The 22,506-nt window shown below is 54.5% G+C and carries 18 protein-coding genes and 2 CRISPR repeat arrays; of the genes, 4 read left to right on the forward strand and 14 right to left on the reverse strand.

Annotated elements, in window-relative coordinates; genetic code table 11:
• Window positions 1-412 precede the first annotated feature (412 nt).
• On the reverse strand, window positions 413-1,888 hold the full coding sequence (locus tag MW046_RS19095; protein WP_247995908.1) for a type IV secretory system conjugative DNA transfer family protein: 1,476 nt from the start codon (window positions 1,886-1,888) through the stop codon (window positions 413-415).
• A gap of 482 nt (window positions 1,889-2,370) precedes the next feature.
• Window positions 2,371-2,955, reverse strand: coding sequence for a GNAT family N-acetyltransferase (locus tag MW046_RS19100; RefSeq protein ID WP_247995909.1), 585 nt, complete (start codon window positions 2,953-2,955; stop codon window positions 2,371-2,373).
• A 635-nt stretch (window positions 2,956-3,590) separates the two neighbouring features.
• Between MW046_RS19100 and MW046_RS19105 the strand changes: the two genes are divergently transcribed.
• Window positions 3,591-3,980: a hypothetical protein gene (locus tag MW046_RS19105; protein WP_247995910.1), complete on the forward strand. Its 390-nt coding sequence runs from the start codon at window positions 3,591-3,593 to the stop codon at window positions 3,978-3,980.
• 729 nt (window positions 3,981-4,709) lie between these two features.
• Window positions 4,710-5,906: direct repeats of the CRISPR family, unit length 37 nt; unit sequence GTTTCAATCCCGTGGTGGGTTTCTAGGGTACTGTGAC.
• A gap of 116 nt (window positions 5,907-6,022) precedes the next feature.
• Here the strand turns inward: MW046_RS19105 and cas2 are convergent.
• Genes cas2 through cas6 form a run of 8 tightly spaced genes read right to left on the reverse strand, consistent with a single transcriptional unit; the run spans window position 6,023 to window position 14,710 of the window.
• Complete coding sequence (gene cas2 / locus MW046_RS19110) at window positions 6,023-6,295, reverse strand: CRISPR-associated endonuclease Cas2 (protein ID WP_247995911.1); 273 nt, start codon at window positions 6,293-6,295, stop codon at window positions 6,023-6,025.
• The gene (gene cas1 / locus MW046_RS19115) at window positions 6,292-7,287 is read right to left on the reverse strand and encodes a CRISPR-associated endonuclease Cas1 (RefSeq protein WP_247995912.1); all 996 of its coding nucleotides are present in this window, start codon (window positions 7,285-7,287) and stop codon (window positions 6,292-6,294) included. The genes cas2 and cas1 overlap by 4 nt, the downstream gene beginning before the upstream one ends.
• On the reverse strand, window positions 7,284-7,874 hold the full coding sequence (gene cas4, locus MW046_RS19120; protein ID WP_247995913.1) for a CRISPR-associated protein Cas4: 591 nt from the start codon (window positions 7,872-7,874) through the stop codon (window positions 7,284-7,286). Before cas4 ends, cas1 begins: the two co-directional genes overlap by 4 nt.
• Window positions 7,871-9,754: a type I-D CRISPR-associated helicase Cas3' gene (cas3, locus tag MW046_RS19125; protein WP_247995914.1), complete on the reverse strand. Its 1,884-nt coding sequence runs from the start codon at window positions 9,752-9,754 to the stop codon at window positions 7,871-7,873. Before cas3 ends, cas4 begins: the two co-directional genes overlap by 4 nt.
• On the reverse strand, window positions 9,751-10,455 hold the full coding sequence (locus tag MW046_RS19130; protein WP_247995915.1) for a hypothetical protein: 705 nt from the start codon (window positions 10,453-10,455) through the stop codon (window positions 9,751-9,753). Before MW046_RS19130 ends, cas3 begins: the two co-directional genes overlap by 4 nt.
• Complete coding sequence (gene cas7d / locus MW046_RS19135; protein WP_247995916.1) at window positions 10,448-11,395, reverse strand: type I-D CRISPR-associated protein Cas7/Csc2; 948 nt, start codon at window positions 11,393-11,395, stop codon at window positions 10,448-10,450. The genes MW046_RS19130 and cas7d overlap by 8 nt, the downstream gene beginning before the upstream one ends.
• Window positions 11,396-11,411: 16 nt before the next feature.
• The gene (locus MW046_RS19140; RefSeq protein WP_247995917.1) at window positions 11,412-13,865 is read right to left on the reverse strand and encodes a hypothetical protein; all 2,454 of its coding nucleotides are present in this window, start codon (window positions 13,863-13,865) and stop codon (window positions 11,412-11,414) included.
• Complete coding sequence (gene cas6 / locus MW046_RS19145; protein ID WP_247995918.1) at window positions 13,862-14,710, reverse strand: CRISPR system precrRNA processing endoribonuclease RAMP protein Cas6; 849 nt, start codon at window positions 14,708-14,710, stop codon at window positions 13,862-13,864. The genes MW046_RS19140 and cas6 overlap by 4 nt, the downstream gene beginning before the upstream one ends.
• 289 nt (window positions 14,711-14,999) lie before the next feature.
• On the opposite strand from cas6, the gene csa3 reads away from it, so the two are divergent.
• Window positions 15,000-15,650 (forward strand): CRISPR-associated CARF protein Csa3, encoded by a 651-nt coding sequence (gene csa3 / locus MW046_RS19150; RefSeq protein ID WP_247995919.1) that lies wholly within the window; start codon window positions 15,000-15,002, stop codon window positions 15,648-15,650.
• Between the two features lie 171 nt (window positions 15,651-15,821).
• A CRISPR array of direct repeats spans window positions 15,822-16,947; the repeat unit is 37 nt; unit sequence GTCACAGTACCCTAGAAACCCAATACGGGATTGAAAC.
• Window positions 16,948-17,045: 98 nt separating this feature from the next.
• Here csa3 and MW046_RS19155 read toward each other — a convergent pair.
• Window positions 17,046-17,273, reverse strand: coding sequence for a hypothetical protein (locus MW046_RS19155; RefSeq protein WP_247995920.1), 228 nt, complete (start codon window positions 17,271-17,273; stop codon window positions 17,046-17,048).
• A 321-nt stretch (window positions 17,274-17,594) separates the two neighbouring features.
• On the opposite strand from MW046_RS19155, the gene MW046_RS19160 reads away from it, so the two are divergent.
• A complete protein-coding gene (locus MW046_RS19160; RefSeq protein ID WP_247995921.1) occupies window positions 17,595-17,936 on the forward strand; it encodes a hypothetical protein in 342 nt (113 codons plus the stop codon).
• 1,300 nt (window positions 17,937-19,236) lie between these two features.
• Here the strand turns inward: MW046_RS19160 and MW046_RS19165 are convergent.
• The 3 genes from MW046_RS19165 to MW046_RS19175 form a co-directional block, all read right to left on the reverse strand.
• Window positions 19,237-19,482: a hypothetical protein gene (locus MW046_RS19165; RefSeq protein ID WP_247995922.1), complete on the reverse strand. Its 246-nt coding sequence runs from the start codon at window positions 19,480-19,482 to the stop codon at window positions 19,237-19,239.
• Between the two features lie 727 nt (window positions 19,483-20,209).
• Window positions 20,210-20,599, reverse strand: a complete 390-nt coding sequence (locus MW046_RS19170; RefSeq protein WP_247995923.1) for a hypothetical protein — start codon at window positions 20,597-20,599, stop codon at window positions 20,210-20,212.
• Between the two features lie 1,279 nt (window positions 20,600-21,878).
• Complete coding sequence (locus MW046_RS19175) at window positions 21,879-22,037, reverse strand: hypothetical protein (protein ID WP_247995924.1); 159 nt, start codon at window positions 22,035-22,037, stop codon at window positions 21,879-21,881.
• 181 nt (window positions 22,038-22,218) lie between these two features.
• Here MW046_RS19175 and MW046_RS19180 point away from each other — a divergent pair, with 181 nt between their 5' ends.
• A complete protein-coding gene (locus MW046_RS19180) occupies window positions 22,219-22,485 on the forward strand; it encodes a hypothetical protein (protein WP_247995925.1) in 267 nt (88 codons plus the stop codon).
• Window positions 22,486-22,506 lie beyond the last annotated feature (21 nt).

Consider the following 22,506-nt stretch of genomic DNA (forward strand, 5'->3'; position numbering starts at 1 on the left):
TCGTTCAAAATCCTTCGCTGACCCTCGGTTAACCTAGTCGGTGGAAATGATGTGAGTTGACATTCCGACTGTATCTCCGAGGACATACTATCTGATAACTACCCTATCGTATTAAAGCCATGTGCTCGCGACAGGTCATTGAGTCTGGTACGACCGAATTATCTGAGTCCATTTCCTCATTGAGGATGAGATCCATCAACGAGTACTGATAGATTGATCCTCCATGTTTGAGTGCCTCGATTGGTGGCTGATTATCGAGCGCTTGATCTCCTGCAAACACTCCGTTGTCTCTCTATCATTGTATCGATGAGAACGTCGTTGTTTGACCCGGAAGAACGTTATAATGCCGTGGATCCGAGGCTGGACATGATACCATCTATATTATATCTCATATTGAAATCATACGTGAAGTTCACGGTTTGTCGTTGTTCAGCCGCCGCGTAAATCGTTGGAACCGGTCCGTCGCTGATGTCCCTCCCTTTGAGCCAGCTTCAAGTGCAGGCTGGCCTGTCTCCATCGACGTAGAGGTACGCGGTTCTTCGAGCTTCCCGAGCCACCAGCCATCGCGGGATTGGATCAACGCCTCACCAACGGCGAGACTCATCAACTCACCAGTAACCAGTGGCTGTTGGACAGCAATCGTCTTCGAAATTCGCTGATCGGTCGGATCAGATCCTGTTGAGAGCGACTGGCGTTGCATCTCGTGGCGCCCGATCCCCGACAGCACCAGCTCGGCGGTCTCCGTCTCACCGAGCCGGAAGGCAACCCGGTTCGGACAGTTCGTCCACAGCGAGCGCGCCATCTCTCCGTATCGATCTTCGATTTGGTGGACGTCTTGGGCGACGAGCATGCCGACGACGCCCGCCGATCGCCCAGCGCTCGCGAGCCCCGGTAGGTTCTCGATCTGTGGTAGCTTATCAAACTCATCAAGGAGGAACTGTTGACGACCGTCGATGCCGTACGAAAGGTCGATCGCTGACTGGAGGAATAGTCGCCAGAACGGACTCGCATGGCGATCGCGACGGATGTTATCACACACGAGAATCCGCCCCTCCGGTTCTGCGAGGTACTTCCGCAACGAGACACGAGGCAAGTCCTCGTCAACAATATCTGAGAGCAACAGTGGCCGGATCTGATTCAGCATCGTCGAGTGAACAGCCGTACGCTCTTCGTCACCGAGGTCGCGCAACGGTCGGGTGATCGTCTTGGTCCCCGAGATCGAGAGGTCTTCACACGCTTTGACGAGGCGCATCGGACTCCGTGCCGCCACATCAGGGAACGCCGCGAAATCCTTCTCCTCAACTGTCGTCACCGCGAGCGCACACGTACACAGGGATTGGGCAGGATCCGACCAGCCTGTCTCGACGGCGTCACGAGTGTTGAACAGGCCCCGTGAGAGCGTTTCAAGCCCGCGCAGCGACTGGCCATAATCGACTAGTGGATCCCACCGGTGGGTGGACTCCCGTGAAGAGATCTTCACGACTTGCTGGCCGCGGCCCTCGAAAAAGTCCACGAACTCGTTTGTCTCGCTAGCCTCCGAGAGCGCATGCGCGATCACGGCCCCCTCGAAATCCCACTGCTCAAGGCGGGCCTTCACGAACGATGTCTTGCCGTTACCCGTCTGCCCCAGCACCATACACGAGACATCGTCATCAAGCGACGGTGTCACCGGTCCCGCTGGATCGCGTTTGTCGATCCGTTCAACGGGAATATCACTGTCTGTGAGCTGGGAGCGAATCGACTCACTCATCCCTGTCGGTTCATACTGCTCGCGGCCCGACGTTGTCTGTGGCGGCGACCGTGACCGGAACAGCCACCACCCAAGCGCCACACCAAAACATAGTCCCCACATCCACAGCGGGAGGCGATCGAATAACAACAAAACCATTCCTAGTAACTTCTATATGATTACCAGCAAATAGGTATAAATCATGCGCCGAAAAAAGGATGGAGGCGACGCCTTTCGGGGCTCCACTCAAACCACTCCTGGCATGTTTCCGCCCATTCCGCCCTCGTCGACGAGGACGTGGTAATCTTTGCATCCACTGAGTACCTCTCAATATCCAGTCCGTGTGCGTCTCCATGTCTCCCAAAGCACTCATCGTTGTACCTGACTTGTGCCGAAAGAGACGAAGACGAACAGGGGGGAGTGCGGCGTCAGTCAGGCGGTCGAGACCGTCGCACTGCTTCACCACTGTCAGAAACTGGTTTGCGTCCACCAGCGGCTTGTAGATCCTGTGCTCGCTGTCGAGAGCGAGTTCCACCAACGGAGCGGCCAGCCGTCACACAGTGTTGCGACGCTTTTATCACTACCATCGGTCGCGGAAGGCCACTCTATATCAGGCGTCCCCGAACGGTTCACTATAAAGGCTACGTATCGGTCGTTGACTGCTGATACTGGTCGTGCGTGACAGTATAGCGGTGATGGTTAGCGACCTTGTCATCGAGTGGTGTCCAATTCCGCAAGACGCCATCGTATCGCCCACCAACGGAATCGATGAATGTCTCGATCATCCGTTTTGACCGCTCATTCTCATCATCATAACCGATAGCCACTACGTCAAGATCAAGAGAGTCAAACGCGATCTCGGTGAGTGCCGTCGCACACTCACCTGCATACCCTTGCCCCCAATATGGTGTAGCGAGAATGACTCCAAGCATCCCCGTTCGGCGCTCCCACTGTAATGACAACACAGCGTATCCCATCAGCGTCTCATCAGCTGAGTACACTGCATACTGCGCGGCGTCGCCATCATCCCACGCTGTCTCTGCCTTCTCCAGCCGGTCAGCGGCATCCTTTACCGACGTATACGGCTCTTGCGGCACGTATTCGAACACATCTTCCATCCCTTCTTTCTTCTCTGCAAAGAGATCGTATAACTCGAATACATCTACATGTGCCTCGCACAGCTGGTGGAGGCTGAGGGAGTTCGTGTCGATGGTCTCAGGAAACATGAACAACAGTATAAGATGATGTTCAAAATAGTTGGGTGATACCACTATTACGTTCGGTGGAGTTTGTGAAGGGAGTGGGCTTGTGGGCGAGTTCCTATGTCGCTTGAAGAACGTCTCAAGAAGAGCTTAGAACTAGATGTGACTTGACTGGTACGAAACCGAACTGCCAGCAATTGCATCAGAGCGGTCGTCGTTCACCGCTACAGAGGTCGGTTAGATCAATTCGTCATACATGGCTTCCTCCGAAACTGAGGTCGGCTAGGTAGACCACGCATGCATACTGGTATAGAAATCAACACCTGACTCCTAAATTTTAGAGTTGGTATACATGATGAATCCACCTAGCCGACTTCTGGGTTGTAGGTTCCGTCCTGATTCTGTTCTATTTGTATGTTCATGATTCTCTTATGGGTAGCATGCAATATCGATTCATCAGCCGATCGGTTGATGCTGTAAGAGTGTCGAAATCGGGTGTTTCAGAACGGTGGTTGCTCCTGATCAGCACGTCACTAGTACCCCCCGATTATTCTAGAATAGGGTGGAAGCCAGTGACAGCAAGCACAGGAGAGTCAAGGAGGTCAGCGACAAAACACAGGGTGGTAGGATTTTAACTGTTCTACAGTAGTTTTCATTCTATGACCAATCCGATCAAAGAGGAGATCGCTGGGGAACTCCATGCCGTGAGCTTCGGCGAAGCAATCTCGTGTGACTATCATCACCGTCCTAAGGAGATCTCCTTCGATGGCTCAGTGTTGGTTGAGTCGATCAGGCTCATCGATCACCCTCAACTCCAACTCGAAGAGTGGCCCGACAGCTGGCAGCTCAATGCAGTTCGCTGCTCGGATCACTCCATGGAGGAGATCGCGCTGCCGACCAAAGGCTTCGAGGAGACTCTAGTATCGCCTCCAGTCAAGGAGACGAATACCGTCATGAGCGTGGATGCTCCGGAGAACGCTGATGTTCAGGTGCTGCCTACTCACCCGCGACTGAAGGTTCAGTCCCGATGTTGCTCGATCAGCAGCTGATGGATGCAGCCGAGCCCAGAGATATGGGTCTCTCCCGATGGACTCGCGTGCGCGCAATGGTAAAACGGGTAGGCCCGCTGAGACGTTTCGCGAGCACGTCGAGTCTCGGATCGAACGCTCGGCTGCGGTCCGCCACCGTTTGAGTGATTCGAGGGGTGTGGGGTACCGACGTGATTGTGGCGCAGCGCCGGTGATGAACGCGCAATGATCAAATATGATAGTATGGACGGCTCGAATACTTCGTTCGTGGGAGGTGATGATCGCTGCGCTGGCCATCTGATTCATTATGAAAAACTGCGCTGTTGTCCGGTGTGTGCAAGAGAAACCATTCTGTACCTCCAAAGAGCAAGGGACCACCCTGATCACTACGGAGCACGGGTGGGTGAGAGTGATCGAAACCTCGGTCAACAGAACTCTTCGATTGTCTATCGGTCATTGACGAAAGACCTGTTTCTATCACATCAACGGTGAACATCTCACTCAGCGGATTGGTCTGTAGAGTATATAGTGAGATGTAGTATACGTGACGTGGCAGCTCAGTAGCAACCGTTCCCTGACGCACTCGGCGTCAGCTGAAACGCGGGGAGCCATCACAGTGAATATTGTCACCGGTGCTTCAATCCTACGTGGGCCGCTGAAACCACAACACAATGTCAACAGACCAACTCAAGAGCCAGCTTCAATCCGACTAGCGTTCTGCTGTAACGAGGGAGGCACCCTCGACCCCCTGTTTCAATCCCGTGGTGGGTTTCTAGGGTGCTGTGACGCAGTTCTTGCAGTGAACGTCGATGTTCGACAACGGTTTCAATCCCGTGGGGAGTTTCTAGGGTACTGTGACCGAGGCGCATCGCCAACTCACTGGAGATACTATATGTTTCAATCCCGTGGTGGGTTTCTAGGGTACTGTGACCCCCGAACGCTCCACCGTTGGGGTGCTCGACGCGCCGTTTCAATCCCGTGGTGGGTTTCTAGGGTACTGTGACTGGGACATCATCGTCGTACCCGATGGTCGTCCCGACGTTTCAATCCCGTGGTGGGTTTCTAGGGTACTGTGACGGCACGCCGTACCGCCGTAACGCAGGTTGCCGAATCGTTTCAATCCCGTGGTGGGTTTCTAGGGTACTGTGACTCACCGACCTTTTCACGGAAGCAACTGCGGTGATAGTTTCAATCCCGTGGTGGGTTTCTAGGGTACTGTGACATCGCTGGATCACAGAACCCAGCGACGAGATCGACGCGTTTCAATCCCGTGGTGGGTTTCTAGGGTACTGTGACGGTCGATGAGTTGGATGGGAATGTTGTCGCGCGGCGTTTCAATCCCGTGGTGGGTTTCTAGGGTACTGTGACACTCCGGACAGCTCCGGATCACCGTCACCGCCAATGTTTCAATCCCGTGGTGGGTTTCTAGGGTACTGTGACGCTTCCCAGGGCATTGCATCGTCGATACTCGTTCGTTCGTTTCAATCCCGTGGTGGGTTTCTAGGGTACTGTGACCCGCTTGTGCCAGGCTCGGCAGCACGAGCAAGCGCGTTTCAATCCCGTGGTGGGTTTCTAGGGTACTGTGACGGATGAGATTGAGGAGATCGGCGCGGCGTTCAATTTCAATCCCGTGGTGGGTTTCTAGGGTACTGTGACCGACGGCTTCGGAATGCATACAGTCATCGCAACTGAATTTCAATCCCGTGGTGGGTTTCTAGGGTACTGTGACCCGCATCGGTTGCGAGTGGCGAGAGTGTAACCAAATATTTCAATCCCGTGGTGGGTTTCTAGGGTACTGTGACGGTTGCTTCTGGCACTATTCATCACTCTCCTCGTCATATTTCAATCCCGTGGTGGGTTTCTAGGGTACTGTGACTGAGTAACGAGGATATTTGCGGCTCAACGGATACATTTCAATCCCGTGGTGGGTTTCTAGGGTACTGTGACAGGGGGTGAATATGCGTCGATAGAGCCTATAAGCGTTTCTCATTCAGTGAGCAACAGGGGCATCTTCGTGGACCCCCCCTGTACACAGATCTTATAAAGGTCCACGTAGCCTCTCTTCACAAAACGTTCGACTGTTCCTCAGGTGGTGCGACGCCAAGATCAGTCACACTATCGCAGCAGGCCTCACAGAGCCGATAGAGGCGGATTCGATCCCCATCCGTTGGCTCGATCTGTGTGGTGAGTTCATCTTCCAGTTCCACCCGTTCCGTTTTTGAGACGTCCAGTTCGAAGACGCTGTACTGTCGCCATGCTCCGTAGCGCTCTAACGTTCGATACACCTGCCGACGATTCGCATCATCACTCACATCGTAGGTTACAACGAGTCTCATCGACACACCGCCAGCGCGTGATACTCGTCTAACTCTCCTGTAATCGCCTTCCGGAGGAGAATCGCCTGCTGGCGGATCGCCTTTCGACGGCTCACCTGATACTCGAAATAGGGGTGGGTCAGTGTCTCACTCATGTAATCATCGAACTTGTCGAGATACAACTGGAACGCATCGTCGGTGAGATGATTGTTCTCGCGGAACTGATCGTGAGTGATCGTCCGACGGTTGACCAACCGCAGCACGAACGCATCACAGAACAGCGGCCGAAACTCCTCTTGGAGATCCAATGCGAGGGAGGGTCGGCCCTGTCGATCGGCGTGAAGCACGCCGAGAAACGGATCGAGGTTGTAACATCGCAACGCACTCAGCACCTCGTTTTTCATCATCACGTACGTCAACGACAACAGCGAGTTGATGTGATCCTCTGGCGGCCGTTTGCTCCGTGTCTCGAACGTCCAGCCCTCGATGAGCGTCTCATCGAGCCGATTGAAATATTGCTCCGCAGCTCCGCCCTCAACACCACGAAGATCGTCCTTGCTCGTCACCGACTTCGTGCGCTCGCGCAGAGTCGCGAGCTCGGCGGTGCCGTGAATCCCTTTGCGGGCGAGCAGCGTTTGCGCGTTGCGGATCTTCGCACCGATCATCGATGAGGCGATGGCGAGTTCCATCTTGTCCGACAGGGCATACTGTGCTCGACGAACTTCGGCGATCGTGTTCCGTTCGGGGACGAAACTTCCGCGATATTTCCCGGTCTCGGTGAAGTAGTTGAGTACGATACCGTGCTCGTTGGCCCGCGCGACGAACGGTGTCGAGAAGTTCACCCCACCGAAGACGTTGATCGTGTCGACCTTCTCGGTTGGGAATGTGCCCAGCTCGCCTTGATCGCCATCAACGTCGTAAACGACGATCTGCCCGCCGTCGGTCTGGACTTGAGCCCCTTGAGTTGTGACGTAGATAACCGAGTCGGTGAACATGCCGTCGCTCGCTTTCATACGTATTCCTCCCACGCCACGTCTGGCATCCGATCAGGTTCGAGCGTCAGCGTCTCCTGGGGCATACAATAGTCCCGCGTCGAACAGGCATCACACTTACTCGGGTTATCGATGATCGGCGGTACTGTGTCGGCACTCATCGATCGCATCATCTGGATCTGCGCTTCGACAGCATCACGATGGTCGTCAGTGATACGGATGTGCATTCGTTGATCGGTTTCGTACAGATAGATCGCACCCTCCCGAACCGGTTCATCGAGCTGCGCTTCGAGCAAGAGACAATAGCCAGCGAGCTGGAGTTCATCATTCCGATAATACTGGCCGCTCTCAGCGCGCTTTCGCTCGATTGGAATCGGCTTTCCATCGAGTTCAAGCACGTCGATCCGGCCTTTCAAACCGAGCTCTTCGTCCTCAAGGTACATCTCATTAATCCATCCACCCCGGCGTGATTTGGCGTCGTGCATGGCTTTGCCGTCAATCCGCTCATAATTCCGACCTTGCGTATCGAAGAAGTGGAGATACCAGTACCGACGGGGACAGTACCGAAACTGGTTGAGATCGGAGACGTTGATGAGTTCTTCAGTCATATGTTGCGCCGTTCGACGGTCACCGATGGGATTCCGTCTTGTTCGACGTAAGCCACGTATCGGTCGTATCGGACCTCAATCGGGAGAACAGCTTTCGGAAGGGGGAGAACACTAATGAATCGTCGCAACAATCCCTCATCAACCCTGGTTTGTTCGAGATCAGCCATGTCGATCTCCGGATAGAGCCACTTGTTAAATTGGTCTTGCAACGTTGCTCTCGACCCACTGTAATCCTTAGGACGATTCTCGTATCCTGGTACCCGTCCCGTAATCGCTACAGGCTGGTCCGTATCGCGACGGCGAAGCCGTGGGGTGCCGTCGGATGTGATCGATTCAATATCGTAATACCGTAGAGCGGTGAGCAAATCATATGATGTCAATGCCTTTCGATCGCCTCGCGGATATTCGATATCGATAGATAGGGACCGCCCTCGAAGGCCACGGAACGCCCCGAGACAATGGCGAGTGAACGTTAGCATCTTTCGCGTCGGACTGTTTCGCGTAATCGGCGATCCGAATTCCCCTGCCTTTTTCAGTGTTGTATCTAGCGAGCGAATAAAGCCCCTCCAGCGGTCGAATTCGGGAGCCGATTCGAAGTCTGCTCGTAACTCTTCACCCATCCATTCCGGAGCATCCATGCGATCCTGTAACGCGTATGCAGCTCGTAGGCCGATCAGACTCCGGAGTTGGGATATTTCACTGTCGGCAGTGGGACCATCTCCCACTCTGTTGTAGATCGAACTAACGAAGTCCCGATACGCCATAGTCTCTGGCCAGGATATCTCTTTGAGCCCATACACGTGTACTGTCGCTTCGTGTTCTCGCCCTGCTCGTCCGAAGCGCTGGAGAAATGAACTCGGTGATCGTGGCGTTTCCATGAACAGCGTCTGGATATCGTGATCGAGTCCGACCTCGCCCTTACTCGTCGTATTCAGTATGAAATACGACTCCGTTTCGAGGTCGACATCGGGGTCGTTCGTATCGAACCCATTATCTTTAACCGTGTGTTTGAACACTTCTGGCGCCACGTCACTGAGTGTCTGGTGGAAGTCGTTGCTTGCGGCGACGCTGTTGAACACGAGTGCCACCTGTGGTGTTTGCAGGTCGTCCGCGCTAGTGATCAGCTCCCGCAATCGATCGATGACAGCGTCGATCTCCTCATCGATCGTTCGTGTCTCGTGGCGCTTGACGGTGACTGGCTGTCTGAATCGATCGCCAGCGTCGTCGAATACGACATCAATATCTCGTACAGAGTGGGCGAGTTCATCCGTCACGAACGAGACGAACGATTCGTTGGGGGTCGCTGATGCCAGCACGATATCGGCCGTCGGTCGCCGATCTAAGAAAATGTGTATTTGTAGCAACAGCCCACTTGCTGCCAACGGATCATAGAAGTGAAACTCGTCATAGATCACCGCATCAAAGCGGTCGTAGAACTGCATCGCCTTCGTAGTGCCGTGATACGTGTTCTGGATGATCGATTGGAGGATATCGGGGTTCGTGACCACGATATCGTGTCCGGAGTAGCGGTCAGTGAACGAGAGTATCTCCTCGACACGATCATCCCCATGCCCAGAGAGTGTATTCCCGGTCAAAGGCGCGACCGAGACACCGTTCGCTTCGAATCGGGAGATCTGTTGGTTGAGGAGCGCATTTGTCGGATAGACGACGAGCGTGAGGTTGTTCTCCTCGATAATCGAGTGGAATGCAGCCGTTTTTCCGGCTCCAGTGGGGGCGCGAAGGACGGCGACAGGCGCAGCATTATCGGACTGCACCCACTCAGCCGTTCGATTTTGGAACGTTCTGGCGTGCGAAAATCCCAGTCGAGCGTAGACATCGTTGGGCGGTTCGGTCGCCAGTCCAGCGCCGTCGACGATCATCCCAGTACCTCCGGAACGACGTGATCACGGACGAATCCCCGGTCAACATCAACGAAGTGCTGGAGTCGGGGATCGTTTCCGCGACTGAACGACTCACTCCGTTCAAGCGTTTTACTGAGTAGCTTCGATGGGATGTCGTAGGCGTTTTCGAGCAAGAATTTGTTCAGGATGAACTGCTCTGGGTCTGCCTCTTCGGCTCGAAACTCACCGGTTTGGTTGATACCCATCCGAAACGATGGACGGTTGGGAAGCGGATCCTCACTCCAGACGGTAAACTCGAACGTCGATCCCGGAGAAAGACCGAGATAGTTGCGAATGGTTTGCCAGCCCGCACCGGCTGCTTCAAGGATTTCCGGCACGGATTTTTTCCCATTCACACGATCCGCAATCTCTGGATCGTTCGTCGTGAAATGGCGCTCTGACCGGTAATCGCTGCTTCTGAACGTTCGTTCTCTGGCGTCGACGGTGAGGGGGCGCATATCCGTCACGAACACCGGCAGTTCCCGAAGGTGATCGTACGACGGAGACGTGGCCTCCGATCCCAAGAGTGCATACCGTTTTTCGAGACCAAAGTAACGATATCCCAGCGCGTGCATGAGTGCCGTCGCGGAGAGGATTGGTTGCGTTCGGATCGAACGCCCCTCTGCACTTGAGTAGAACAGCGGAGCGTACAATGTAGCTCGATACGTCTGTTCAATCATCGTCGTCGAAGAAGGCTTTTGCAGCCCTTGTGAGCGAATCGAATTCCTCACGGAGTACCTCATCAGCGTCGGCAGCTTCTCGGGATGCAACTTCTTCGAGCCGATCGTACCAGTCGGGGAACGGTTCTGCACCCTCTAAGTCACCGTAGACCTCCCAATCAGAGCGGCGTGCATCGTCGATATACGCATTCAAGCTGGTTTCGATCTGCGTCTCAGTGTCAGCGTCGGTATACTCCATCAGGAGTTCGCCCGTTGACAGTGACGTGTCGTGTTCCCCAAGAATGAGTCCCACAATCGAGTTCCTCACGTTTCGCCCTGTCCGCGTCTCTTTCGCCCCGTACCGACCGGTGTTGAGGAGATTGTGAAGAACGTAGAGCAACATTGGACCAGTCCCCGCTTCGAGCGTGATGAAGTGGACGAGGGAGTTCCCTGGTTGGACTTTGACGAATTCGAACAAGGCTTCCGACTGGTCGTTTTCCTCGTTGCGCATCGTCCCAGACTCATACACTGCATTCCGAGTCTCCTTATTCATCAGATCGTACTCGTCCGTGGTGTAGGTGTATCCCTCGATCACACGGGATTTGATGGCGAAGTCCTGATCACCAGTCCCTGCGAGACCGTACGTGATGGTCCCGACGTTGAGTGACTCGTCAAGTGTCGCTGGCTCGTTGTACGTGTACTCTTCAGCCACGAGATCGTCATCGAGTGACCGCAGGAGATCTAACCCCGTCAGTCGCTCTTTGCTAGTGAACTTCTCGCCGTTGACCTGCGCGTGGAGTTTTCCATCGAATTTTTGCGTCTCCGAACGATTCGTCTTCGAGTTCCGGAACAGGGTTGGTTCGGTAATCTCTCGCTTTACCACCAGCGTAATGGATGGTTTTTCGCAGCGGTAGATGTCGAACGAGTCAACAAGGCCGATGTCTGGGTATGTGAGTGTCATTGGTGTCTGCTTGGTGTTAGTCGTCGGATGCGTCACTGTTAATTTCGGTGAGACACTGTTCGTAGGCGTAGCGATAGGCGTTGACTAGGGCATTCTCCCAGTCAGAGAGCTTTTTCAGCTCGTACAGGTCATTCGCACGGAGATACGACCGGATCGCTTCGACGAACGCTTGGGCTTCGTCGGTGGTTGCATATCCAGCGTAATCCTCTCGATCTGCGGCGTCGTACACCTGTGCTTCAACGTAAGAGAGCGTGGCGTCTTCGTCCAGGCCCTGACTTTTCGCGCTGAGGAACGCCTCGATCGCCTCTCTGAACACCTTCGTCTTCTTGTATTTGCTATCATACTGTACGCCGAATAAGTCGATGCCCCGCTGGGCGACTGTTTTCATATCCATGAATTGTTGAGTGTGGTACGATTCGATGTAGTCCCTGAGCTCGTCTCGCCATATTGCCCGCTCGTCGTTGGAGAGGGCAAAATCAGTCAACTCGTGGAACGTGTCTTGTTCCAGTTGGAGGTACGGATTGTTCATCCCGGCCTGCTGGCCGATAATGCTGATGAGTCGGCATAATTCGAGAGTGCGTTGGAGGTGTGACTCCTCGTAATTCTCCTCACGCTCGATGAACGCCGGCAGCGGCCCAAACCGGTCTGCCTCATCGAGATGCAACAGTTCCTGTTCTCGGATCGGATCTTCATCGAGGAACGCTGCATTCGAGCTCGCAAACCGAGTGAATGGCCGACCCAATACGACCTTCATCCCGGTTGATTGTGCAGCCTCTAACAGTTGGCGGACGACGACCATCCGGTGGTTTTTGTCTGCCATCGACGGATGGCCGCCAAACCGGAAGGGTTGCACGTAGTACTGTGGTCCGACGAGACTAGTTGTTACCTCCGTGTCGCCGAGATCGGGGATCTGGCCCTGTTGGAGGCCAATTCGGTCACTTCGAAGGCGAATATCCCCGACGAAGTCATCGAAGTAATAGTACGCCACGTCGACCTTGGAATTGAGTCCCACCCCGTGGCGATCACACAGATCCGCCAAAAGTGCGTATTCTAAATTACACACTTCACAAATCTGTTTAAATTCACCATGGGGCTCAACTCGCCGAGAGAACTCGTACGACCGGTATACGGTCGAATGGCCCTTCTGGTAGCTGGTATCGGTCTGCCCACCGCACAGGAAACACATCTGCTCTTTTCCTGGAAGCTCAGCCACGGATAGAGGGTCGAAAAACCGATCAACAGCAGTACCGATCGCGTCGTTTTCCGGCTCGAGATCTGCATGGAGTTCGGGGCGAATTGCAGCTGCGAACTCCGCAAGGAACGATCGATGCTCATCGAAATGCCGAATCAGATAGGCGATGAAGTGAATTTTGACCTTCTGTGGCCCCTCTCGCTCACGAATTCTATCGTAGGCCTCTTGGATAGCGTCGTCGTCGAACTCCGATTGGCCGTCGATATAGATCGCCTTCGCAAGGATCGGGAAGTACTCATCAAACGCTTCGGGAATCCATTCGAACCCTTCAACGCCAGCGGTTCCATCGTGGAGGAGTTCACGAAACGTCTGTGCGATAATCTCCTCTTTGAGTGTTGGATCGAGGGCGAACTCAGCTAGAATATCGTAATCGAAGGAGTTCCAGTTCAGTTTACACGAGAACGAATAGCGGTCGCTTTCGATGAGCTGCTCGCTCAATCTCGCGTGTACGTGCTTTTGGATCGTATCCCGATCAATTGACTCGCCCAGATAGAGAATTGTCTCGTCAGTGCTTCCGACGACGACGCCGTATTCGTCTTCGCCAGCTTCACCCGAGATGACTTCCTTGGTGGCACCGAGTAGCTCGTCGTTAAGAATGGGCTGTTCGATCGCGTGACAGTCGAAGCGGTGGACAGTATCCGTGTCAAACTTCTTCTGTAGCGCCGAGTGTCCCGCTTTGACACCATCGCGGAGAATGGCAGACGCGATCTGATCACCTGCACGGCAGTATCGTTCGAGACCAACGAAATCGGTTGGGGTGCCCCGCGTCTCTCGGCTGTCTTCGTTCACCTCGGTATGTTGCACGAGATAGTGGAGATCGTCGCGATAGCCCGAGCCAAGGAAGTCCTCAATGCCGAAATCATCACCATTCGAGAAATAGGCCTCGAACGCTTCACCTGTGTTGCCGTCTGTTTCGACATCGTAGGCTTCACGGACGTATTTGTTGGTATCGTGCAGCGCCAGTGCTGCGGCGAGCACTTTGATATCTTCTTCGAGCGTTTCGATGTCGTGGCCATTACTGACTGCCGTGTACACGAACGTATTCACACCGATCGTGATTGCGTTGATAAGGTGGGCAGCCAATGACGTGGTCTCATCGGGTGCGGTTTTAGCGTCATACGCACCAGCGTGTTCGATGATGTTTTCGATCAGTGGTGATTCTATGATGTAGCGGTGAGCATACCGTGCTGCGCTTGCTGGTGAATCTGCGAAGTTCATTGACCAACCTCCACAGCGACAGCACCACACCCACGCGCGACGAAGCCACCGACGCCCCCGAATTCGCCAAACAGCGCGAGCGCTGTCACCGCCGTCCGAACCGCCTCGCTCGCGCCCTTGAACTTGTAGGTGCACTGCCCGGAGAAGCCCTGACGTTGGATGGGCCGACCGTCTTCGCCACGGTTCACGAGGACGCTGTGGGAGTCGAGCGACCGGAAGTCGGGCTTCTCGATGAGGTTTTCCTCGAAGTCCGCTCGGGTCAGGCCCAGTTCCAGTTCGTCGGCCTGTTCGGTCGGCACCGTCTTGTTCCAGCGACGCAGCAGCGAGCGGAACGTGCTCGCTCGATGAGGGAACATCGTGGTGATCTCAGCCGTTTCCCGAATACACGTCGGCGTCCGGAACGTCAGTTCGAGCTCGACATTCGGCGGAGCCTGCTCAACCAGTTCAGCTGCATCGGCTAGCAGTTCCTCGTGCGTCGCGTTCATGCTCGCGAAGTTCCGCACGTGGAAGCTGCCGCGATCAAGGTCCAACGAGTCACCACTGAACACGAACGCGTCCGCGAGCGCTTCGAACACGTCTTGATCACGCGGATCGGTGACGCCGAGATCAAGCGTGTAGGTCTGGTCCGTGATCGTCCGTTGGTGATGCTTTCGCTCACTGTTCGCGAACGGTCCCACCAACCCACTGTTGTGGAGACTCCCGAGGGGGGCGTCGTGGAGCCGCTCGCTCACTCCCGCGGAAACGTCTCCGAGCGCCGAAAGCAGCGCTCCGTACACCTGATAGCCGTTCCATGTCGGCACAGCGAACGCACCCTCTGGCTCAAGTGTCAATGTAATCTGTCGCATGGTGTCACCTGAAGAGTCGGATTATTTCCGACGGGAATCGATCGACTGATGGCAGGAATTACGGCGCTATCCATTGCTGGAACCCTCCCTGACAGCTCGGGCTGATAATCTCTGCCTGCTAGCCACAACTGTTATCCATCGGTGTTTCAATTTGTATCACACATCTCTGCATGGAGTATCACCCACTAAATCCTTTCGATATTCTGAGACGATCCAATGTATCTGAGATTCACGTCTTTGATCCCATTCTAATAGGACGGTGTTGTTTTATCGCTGCAGTTCGAGGAGCATGACAATGCGAACATATCTTTCTCCGATCGGCTACAATAGCACGAGTGTGACTCGGACGGTGTTGAGTCATGGAGTAGATAGGGATGATCAGATCGTTCTGATTCGGCCGACAGCGGAGACGGATACCAGTCGTGCAGACGAGGCGATCAACGATGTGCAGCGGCTGCTCGGGGAAGTCCAGCCGGAGATTGCGGTGACAACGGAACGGATTCCACACGACGATTTTGAAACGGCTGTGGTCCGGTGTCAGGAGTTACTCCAGGCAGCTGGGGGCGCTGTGACGGTTAATCTGGGGGGTGGGGCGCGTGATATTCTGCTGCCGCTGATGACAGCTGTCCTCACAGAGATCCAGCAGATCGATAGCGTTCTCATTTTCAGCGATGTTGATGGCAAGGTCCGTGAATGGGAGCTGCCGACCCTCAGCACTACCGTGTCCGACACTGTGTATGAGACTCTTACCGCCATCGCCGAGGTCGACGGAGAGATCTCGATACCGCAACTCACGGAGACCACTGGCCGTCCAAAGAGCACGGTGGCCCGGCATGTTGATCTTCTCGAACAGAACGATGCTGTCGCCGGGCGGCGCGAGGGGAAAACGAAGCGTGTGTCACTGACCCTGACAGGGCGACTGGTGGTGAACGGTGAGTGAGGGGGTGAGTTGGGAGACGAACGTCCCGACTCCACTCTCGGAGTCACCCCCGGGAGGAGAAGCTACGTGGACCTTTATAAGGTCTGTGTACAGGGGGGGTCCACGAAGACGGGGCGATTGCTCACGGAATGAGAAACGTTTATACGCTCTATCGACGCATATTCACCCCCTGTCACAGTACCCTAGAAACCCAATACGGGATTGAAACAAGGCTCCAAAGAGGCGACCTCGAAGACTGATTACGTCACAGTACCCTAGAAACCCAATACGGGATTGAAACTCGATTGCTGTCACCTGTCCATCCGCCTCTCGATGAGTCACAGTACCCTAGAAACCCAATACGGGATTGAAACGAATTCAAAGCCACCGACGACGAGCGCCGTGTGGCGATGTCACAGTACCCTAGAAACCCAATACGGGATTGAAACGATGCGTGCCTGGGAGTCCTCACTCGAAGTCATTGGGTCACAGTACCCTAGAAACCCAATACGGGATTGAAACAGCGTTCCGTTCTCGATGAGGTCCCACAACGTTTGTCACAGTACCCTAGAAACCCAATACGGGATTGAAACACCGATTAAGCGGAGGTCCGAGCGCAGGAGGATGTGGTCACAGTACCCTAGAAACCCAATACGGGATTGAAACCGTAGCAGAAGACTTATCCTCCGATAGTCATATCGCAGTCACAGTACCCTAGAAACCCAATACGGGATTGAAACAAAGGTCGGTCGTGACGGCCTATACCCCGGATTTCGTCACAGTACCCTAGAAACCCAATACGGGATTGAAACCTGGCTCGGGACGTAGTTCGGCGGGAAGTTAGCGACAGTCACAGTACCCTAGAAACCCAATACGGGATTGAAACTTTCTTGTCCGTCTCGGTCCATTCGCTACGGTCGTCACAGTACCCTAGAAACCCAATACGGGATTGAAACAACCAGAGATCCTCTTTGAACCCGTCGTCAGCCCGTCACAGTACCCTAGAAACCCAATACGGGATTGAAACGCCAGCGAGTCGAGATCAATGCACTTCCACCGTCCGTCACAGTACCCTAGAAACCCAATACGGGATTGAAACTGAACGAGGTCTTCCATTGATCTGAGAGCCCGTCTCGTCACAGTACCCTAGAAACCCAATACGGGATTGAAACGTCGATCCACCACCATGCCGCGATCGCGCCGGAGAGTCACAGTACCCTAGAAACCCAATACGGGATTGAAACCCTGCTGTACCCGCGGCAACACATGAGGCGTACAAAGGTCACAGCACCCTAGAAACCCACTACGGAATTGAAACGATATCAGTGTCGATGTACACGGGAGTTCCGGCTCGAACTCGGCAGCGTCCATCACAGCACATTACAGACGAATCTTCGCCGGGTTGAAGCACGTTCTTTATGGGCTATCGGTAATATGGAGGTCCCCATCGACGGCATACAGATACCCTTTCGAGAGCAACCGATCGAGGACGCTGTGGGCAACGGACGGCTCACAGTCGAGCTCTGCGAGTGCGGTGACGGCCACCGCTCGTGAAAAGCTGTCTGCAACCGGCTCGTAGTCTTCATACAGTCGCTCAAGCGCGGCTTGTTCGGTGCGGCCAAGCGGCGTCTGCTGGTTCCGCATAGAGACGTAAACGGTCCCAATTACCGAGACTGTTCGGATACACGCCAGTATCGGCGACAACGAGACATCAAGGGGAGTTGCTCCGGGCTGTCGTCCCGTTCGTGGATCGCACGCCTGTTCAGTTCTCGGAGATCATCTCACAGACCACGGAGCATATCGAGGGGCAGAGTCGTGTAGTACCCCATCGCATATCTCATTCAGATCACAGTGATACAACGCTGTTCGAAGAGCATCCTCCAGAGTGAGCGGCCTCGCACAAACAGTCCGATCGTCGTCATATAGGTCGGTGTGTTTTACTTACTAGAGACTGATATTCTAACCATGGATTCGTCCTCCGACAACCGTTCGATTGATGTCTTGTTTCCAGTACTTCCGGTACAAATCGGGATATCTAAAGCCGAACAGGTCTTGTGTCATGACCAGGTGCCGATCGCGCAGCTTATCATGATCGGATTGGGGCTGTTCTCGATGTATCTGATTGTGAAGTTCGTGCTCCGGCTGATGAAGGGGCTCGACAAAGCCGGAAGCATTCACGTCGATCGAGGCTATTTCACCCATCAAGTACAGGATAGCTTCTACTCGCTGGTGGCAGCCTTGCTGCCGGTAGTCGTTCCTGTGTTCCTGAACCTCGTTGGAATCAACGTCGTCGAGTGTTTATTGTGAGCAGCAGATTTCACGCTGAGCCGATCCCTACTCAAGCTTCGCATGGGCCTTCGATACATCAACTATCTGCTATACTTGTACAGTCTGTTTTCTCAGATTAGATCGAAGGATAGGCTTCCGCTATTCGCCGAGTTGCTTCACTGTCCACTCTGATCGGTCTTCCCATTCCTCGATTACCCTTTCTGTCGGGTGTAGCTTTTCGATATCAGAATTACGAAGAAAGCGCTGTTTTGTGTGAATGGTGATTTTCCTTTTCTCTGATATAGAAGGAACTACTGTACAATGCCGGCACGCAGAACGAGACGATTATACACGTTGAATTCTGATCACGAGTACAAGGTCCATCGAATAGCTGGAGTGGCCCATATAGATCTTTATCCGCTCGGGGATACGTCACGTAGTCAGGTTGCTTCGTGGTGAGTACCACGTCACCTACACGCTTATGTTTGCTCCGCGAGGCGATGACGTCGATTATCCATTCCGCGCCGTCCCAGAGCATTTCGTTGACAAGATTGGGAAAGCACTTCTGTACCACGGCGTCCAAATGCGGCATGACGGTCACAAGACTGGGGAAAATCCCGCATACGAAATGACGAAATACGTTAGTGCTGAAGTTTCACCGAAGGAGGTTATCGATAAGGTGGATCAGTGTGTTATGGAGGCTACACAGCTAACTGACTTCACCGATGTTCTCGAGTGACCTGCTTCAGCCTGTCTTTTGCGGAGAGAGCCGTTCAAAGCGCTCAGTATCGTTTGAGACCACTCAGTAGAGCTTCGTCAATTTCAGTTCGGTGTAGTCGATGTGATACAGGACGTCCTCCCTATTGCGACACCGCTGACGGAAGTCATCTCCCGAATCATACCTGTCCAAATGAGTTTTCATAGTGAACTGTATGACCTCTTCATCGGCGTCGAGAAGTCTGCCATAATAGTTGTCCGACGGTTAGTCGCCATACAATTCCGCATACGTCTCGCGGGCTTGTTTGGCATCAGCAGCATCCGTGACGCTCCCGGAGATCCATATATCATCGAGAGAGTGGTAGTTATTGAAGTCCACTTCAACCCACGTCTGCAGTAATCGCTCAGGGACAAGTCTGTCACGCGTTCAGTGATTGGTGATGCACGTGGTGTCCGAGAACCAGGTTCGGGACAGTGACCGACGAGGAGGAGGCTGTGTTCGCCAGTAAGTCCGTCACCTCCCAAGCCGAGGCACTGGCTTCGTTCCTGTGAACGATCGGCAACGATAGACGGAGCGTGCGGAGGACAGTCACGTCGCTCGGCTCAATCGCGACTACCGGCTTCAGCGCGGGTCGCAGACGCCATCGTCACCGCCACCTGAGTCGCGGCGATCGGCTATGCCAGCATCACGGTCGCCGCTCGGGCGCAGTACTGAGCCAACGACACCGTGCTCGGCGAGCGCGGCGTCACCCACCTCGCAGTCGATACCGATCGGTACCCGGCCTAGGTGGCCGACCGTGTCCGTGAGACTGTCGTTGCCGTTCACGACGAGTCGCCGGAACTGGCGTAACGGACGGGGGAGGCCCACCAGAGCTGGCTCCCCTGCAATAGGGCACCCGCTATGCGACCATGGGGACGTTTCATCCAACCAGTGAACAGATTCGTCGGTAGGCCGCTCGGTCCTTAGTCGTGCCCGATAGTGCATCGTGGCACCCGGAGCTGTTGGGAAAAGTGCCGAGAGGGATTCTTTGTCTCATTACGAGAGACGATCTCCCAGTGTCCCCCGTTTCATAAGAGACCAATTAATACCATTATGTAGTAACGATGCGTCCAAAAATCGCCCGACAGCGCAGCCGGTCAGGGATCGTGGTCAGGGATCGGCGAATATCGTAGTTTATTTCTGATGTATAAATCCAAGAAACACCATACAGCGAGGGTGGTCAGGGATCGCCCGAAAGGAGGGCATCTCTGAGAACGCCTGGTCAGGGATTCATCGCCAGACGGGACGGGATCCGGTCAGGGTTCCCCCCCAAAAACCAACTGATATAGAGGGGGGGCAAAGCCGTTGGTTTTCGAATAGGGAAATACTATTCAGTCACAGAAATATGTTTAATATCCGTCCATTGTGTTGAGTGCCCAGAGACACCGTCGACGGTGAGTGAAGTTACACGGCCAGTGGTGGGGTACACCTCTAGAATACCTTGTGATGCCGCTCAGCGGGACGGCAATCAGAGGGCATAGTGGTCTGCACCGCAACCGCTAACTGCGTATGTAGACAGTCCCCATCTCGTTCCGAGGTCGGACTCCTTGCTCTCCTAGGGTCCCATCCTCAGCACACCTTGGCTCTGTCCATACGGAAAGAGAAGCGATACGTAGACGAACCGACCGCAAGGCACGATCGACGAAGAGAACCAAGACGACGACGTTCGAGACACCCATTCGTCGATAGAACAGCGAAGGCACCCGTGCGTTGTATGCTCATAGAGAACCATCCAACCGGCCTCACAATCAGAACTGTCTCGATCGGAGGACTGGTTCGCCCTCGGGCATGAGCGGCGCTCGCGATCTTTACAGATCGTCTCAACGACGCGCTCGGTCTCGAGGAACTCACCGACTCGCTGGCTGCGTTCATCACCCCAGTCGATGAACGTCCAACGCTGGCGCTGTCCTTCGAGTTCGAGCGCCGCACTGACGACGTCACTCACGGGACTGTCGCACTCGTCCGTTTGGACCTTCAACGCTGGCGGGCTGTACGGTCACAGGCGGCGATCTACACAGTAGTAGTACGTCGCTATAAGAACTGACGTGCACCTAGCAGCACACGAACTGCCACGTGCTGGTCACAGGAACGCCGTTCGTCCGGTCCCGGGTCGGCAGTACGGGAGTGACCACCCATATAAAATATATTTGTTATTTCCCACCAATTGAAAGCAGCTATCCAATAATCGCGAGACGGCGCGGTGAGTCAAGGGTCGTGGTCAAGGGTCGAATCGATAGACGGCAGTCGGTTCGTCAAGGTTCCCCCCGAAAAACCAACTGACATAGAGGGGGGCAAAGCCGTTGATTTTCGAGCATAGATATAATATATCGGTACAGGAATATATTAGATACCTGTCTATCGAATCGGTGATTCAGGAGGATCATTGATGGTGAGGTAGAAGGGTCACTGTCATCGTGCGTTATACAGGGGTGGACCCATCAACCAATCTCAATCGTGAGATTGGCTCGATCGTGGAGATGGTTCGAGTACTCGATCGATGGGGGGTAGGAATCACCGCGCGGGTGAGTCCATGTACGCCTATCCTCCCTTAGCGACTGAGACGTTACACGGTGCGAAGAGGGAACGATTCGTCTGTCGGTACAGAGGACTCAATATCGGCCAGCAAACCTCAATCAGACAAGTTCACGTAAATACTTTTATATTGTTATTATTTATTCAACAATAACCATACGGCACGGGTAGTCTAGGGTCTTGGTCTAGGGTCGGCCATATTCTCGTTAAATTTCCTAAATATTTATCAGTGAATCACGGTACGGGACAGTTGGTCTAGGGTCCCCCATGATGTCACGATGAGTAGACGGAGTCGGTCTAGGGTCAATCGACATAGGAAACCGGTTTTGGTCTAGGGTCCCCCGAAAAACCAACTGATATAGAGGGGGGGCAAAGCCGTTGGTTTTCGAGCGTGGATATTTCCCATAGAGTAATTAATACATTAGATATCTGACTATGATCAGCAGGGTGGCTGAGAGACACCCACTAGGGGGTGTGTCAGTATCAGCCGGCCACTGCCAGAGTGGCCGGCCAGCGATCGAGTGATGTGTCACTGGCGCTAGCGCGCCCTACCAGCGAAGCATGCCGCATTCTGGGATGGATCTCCCAGTAGTGGCCAGGACTGAACCGCTAAGAGCATCGGGGGCAATTGACGACGACGGCGGTGCTGGACAGCACTCACTGCTCACAGGACAGCCCCAGTCAGTCGGGCCTCAGGTCCGATCACTTGGCGAGAACACTGGCCCAGCAGCGGATTGCTCTGTGACGACCATCGGTCCCTCTGTCCGATCGATCCCGCGTCCAGTTTGGATCTCGGTGGCAGGCCTCGAGCGCCCGGACAGCCAGCCGGCACCGACGGCGGGATACCTCACCGAGTATCACACCGTGTTTCCGATGAAATCCGCATACCAGCATGGATCCAACACTGCATAGGGGTGTGGGGTAGTGAAACTGGGCACTCCGCTGGGGCCTCGAACACACACCGGTTTGCACGAGAAAAACCGCGAGCCTGCTCGGGGAACTGACCGGCAACGACGAGCTCATGAACCCACGGTGGGCCCCCTGGGTGTCTACGCACCACGACCGGCTGAGGGTGCGACCTTCCATGCACTGGTAAGGGTGCTGGCTGACAACTACGAGGCCGACCGATCGGTGCTCGGGACCGAGACATCACCTGTGACCGACATCTCTGGCTGGCACACGGCAATCAGAGTACCACCGGACTCCAGTCTAGTACTCCGAGTCGCCGCCGAGTGGACATCACTGGTGGCACCGGTAGCTCCTGAGCTACCGGTACCGGCCGCACCGTCGACGAGCTAAAGCACCAGCTACCCAGAGGCC

It is taken from the genome of Halocatena salina (assembly GCF_023115355.1).
Lineage (GTDB): Archaea > Halobacteriota > Halobacteria > Halobacteriales > Haloarculaceae > Halocatena > Halocatena salina.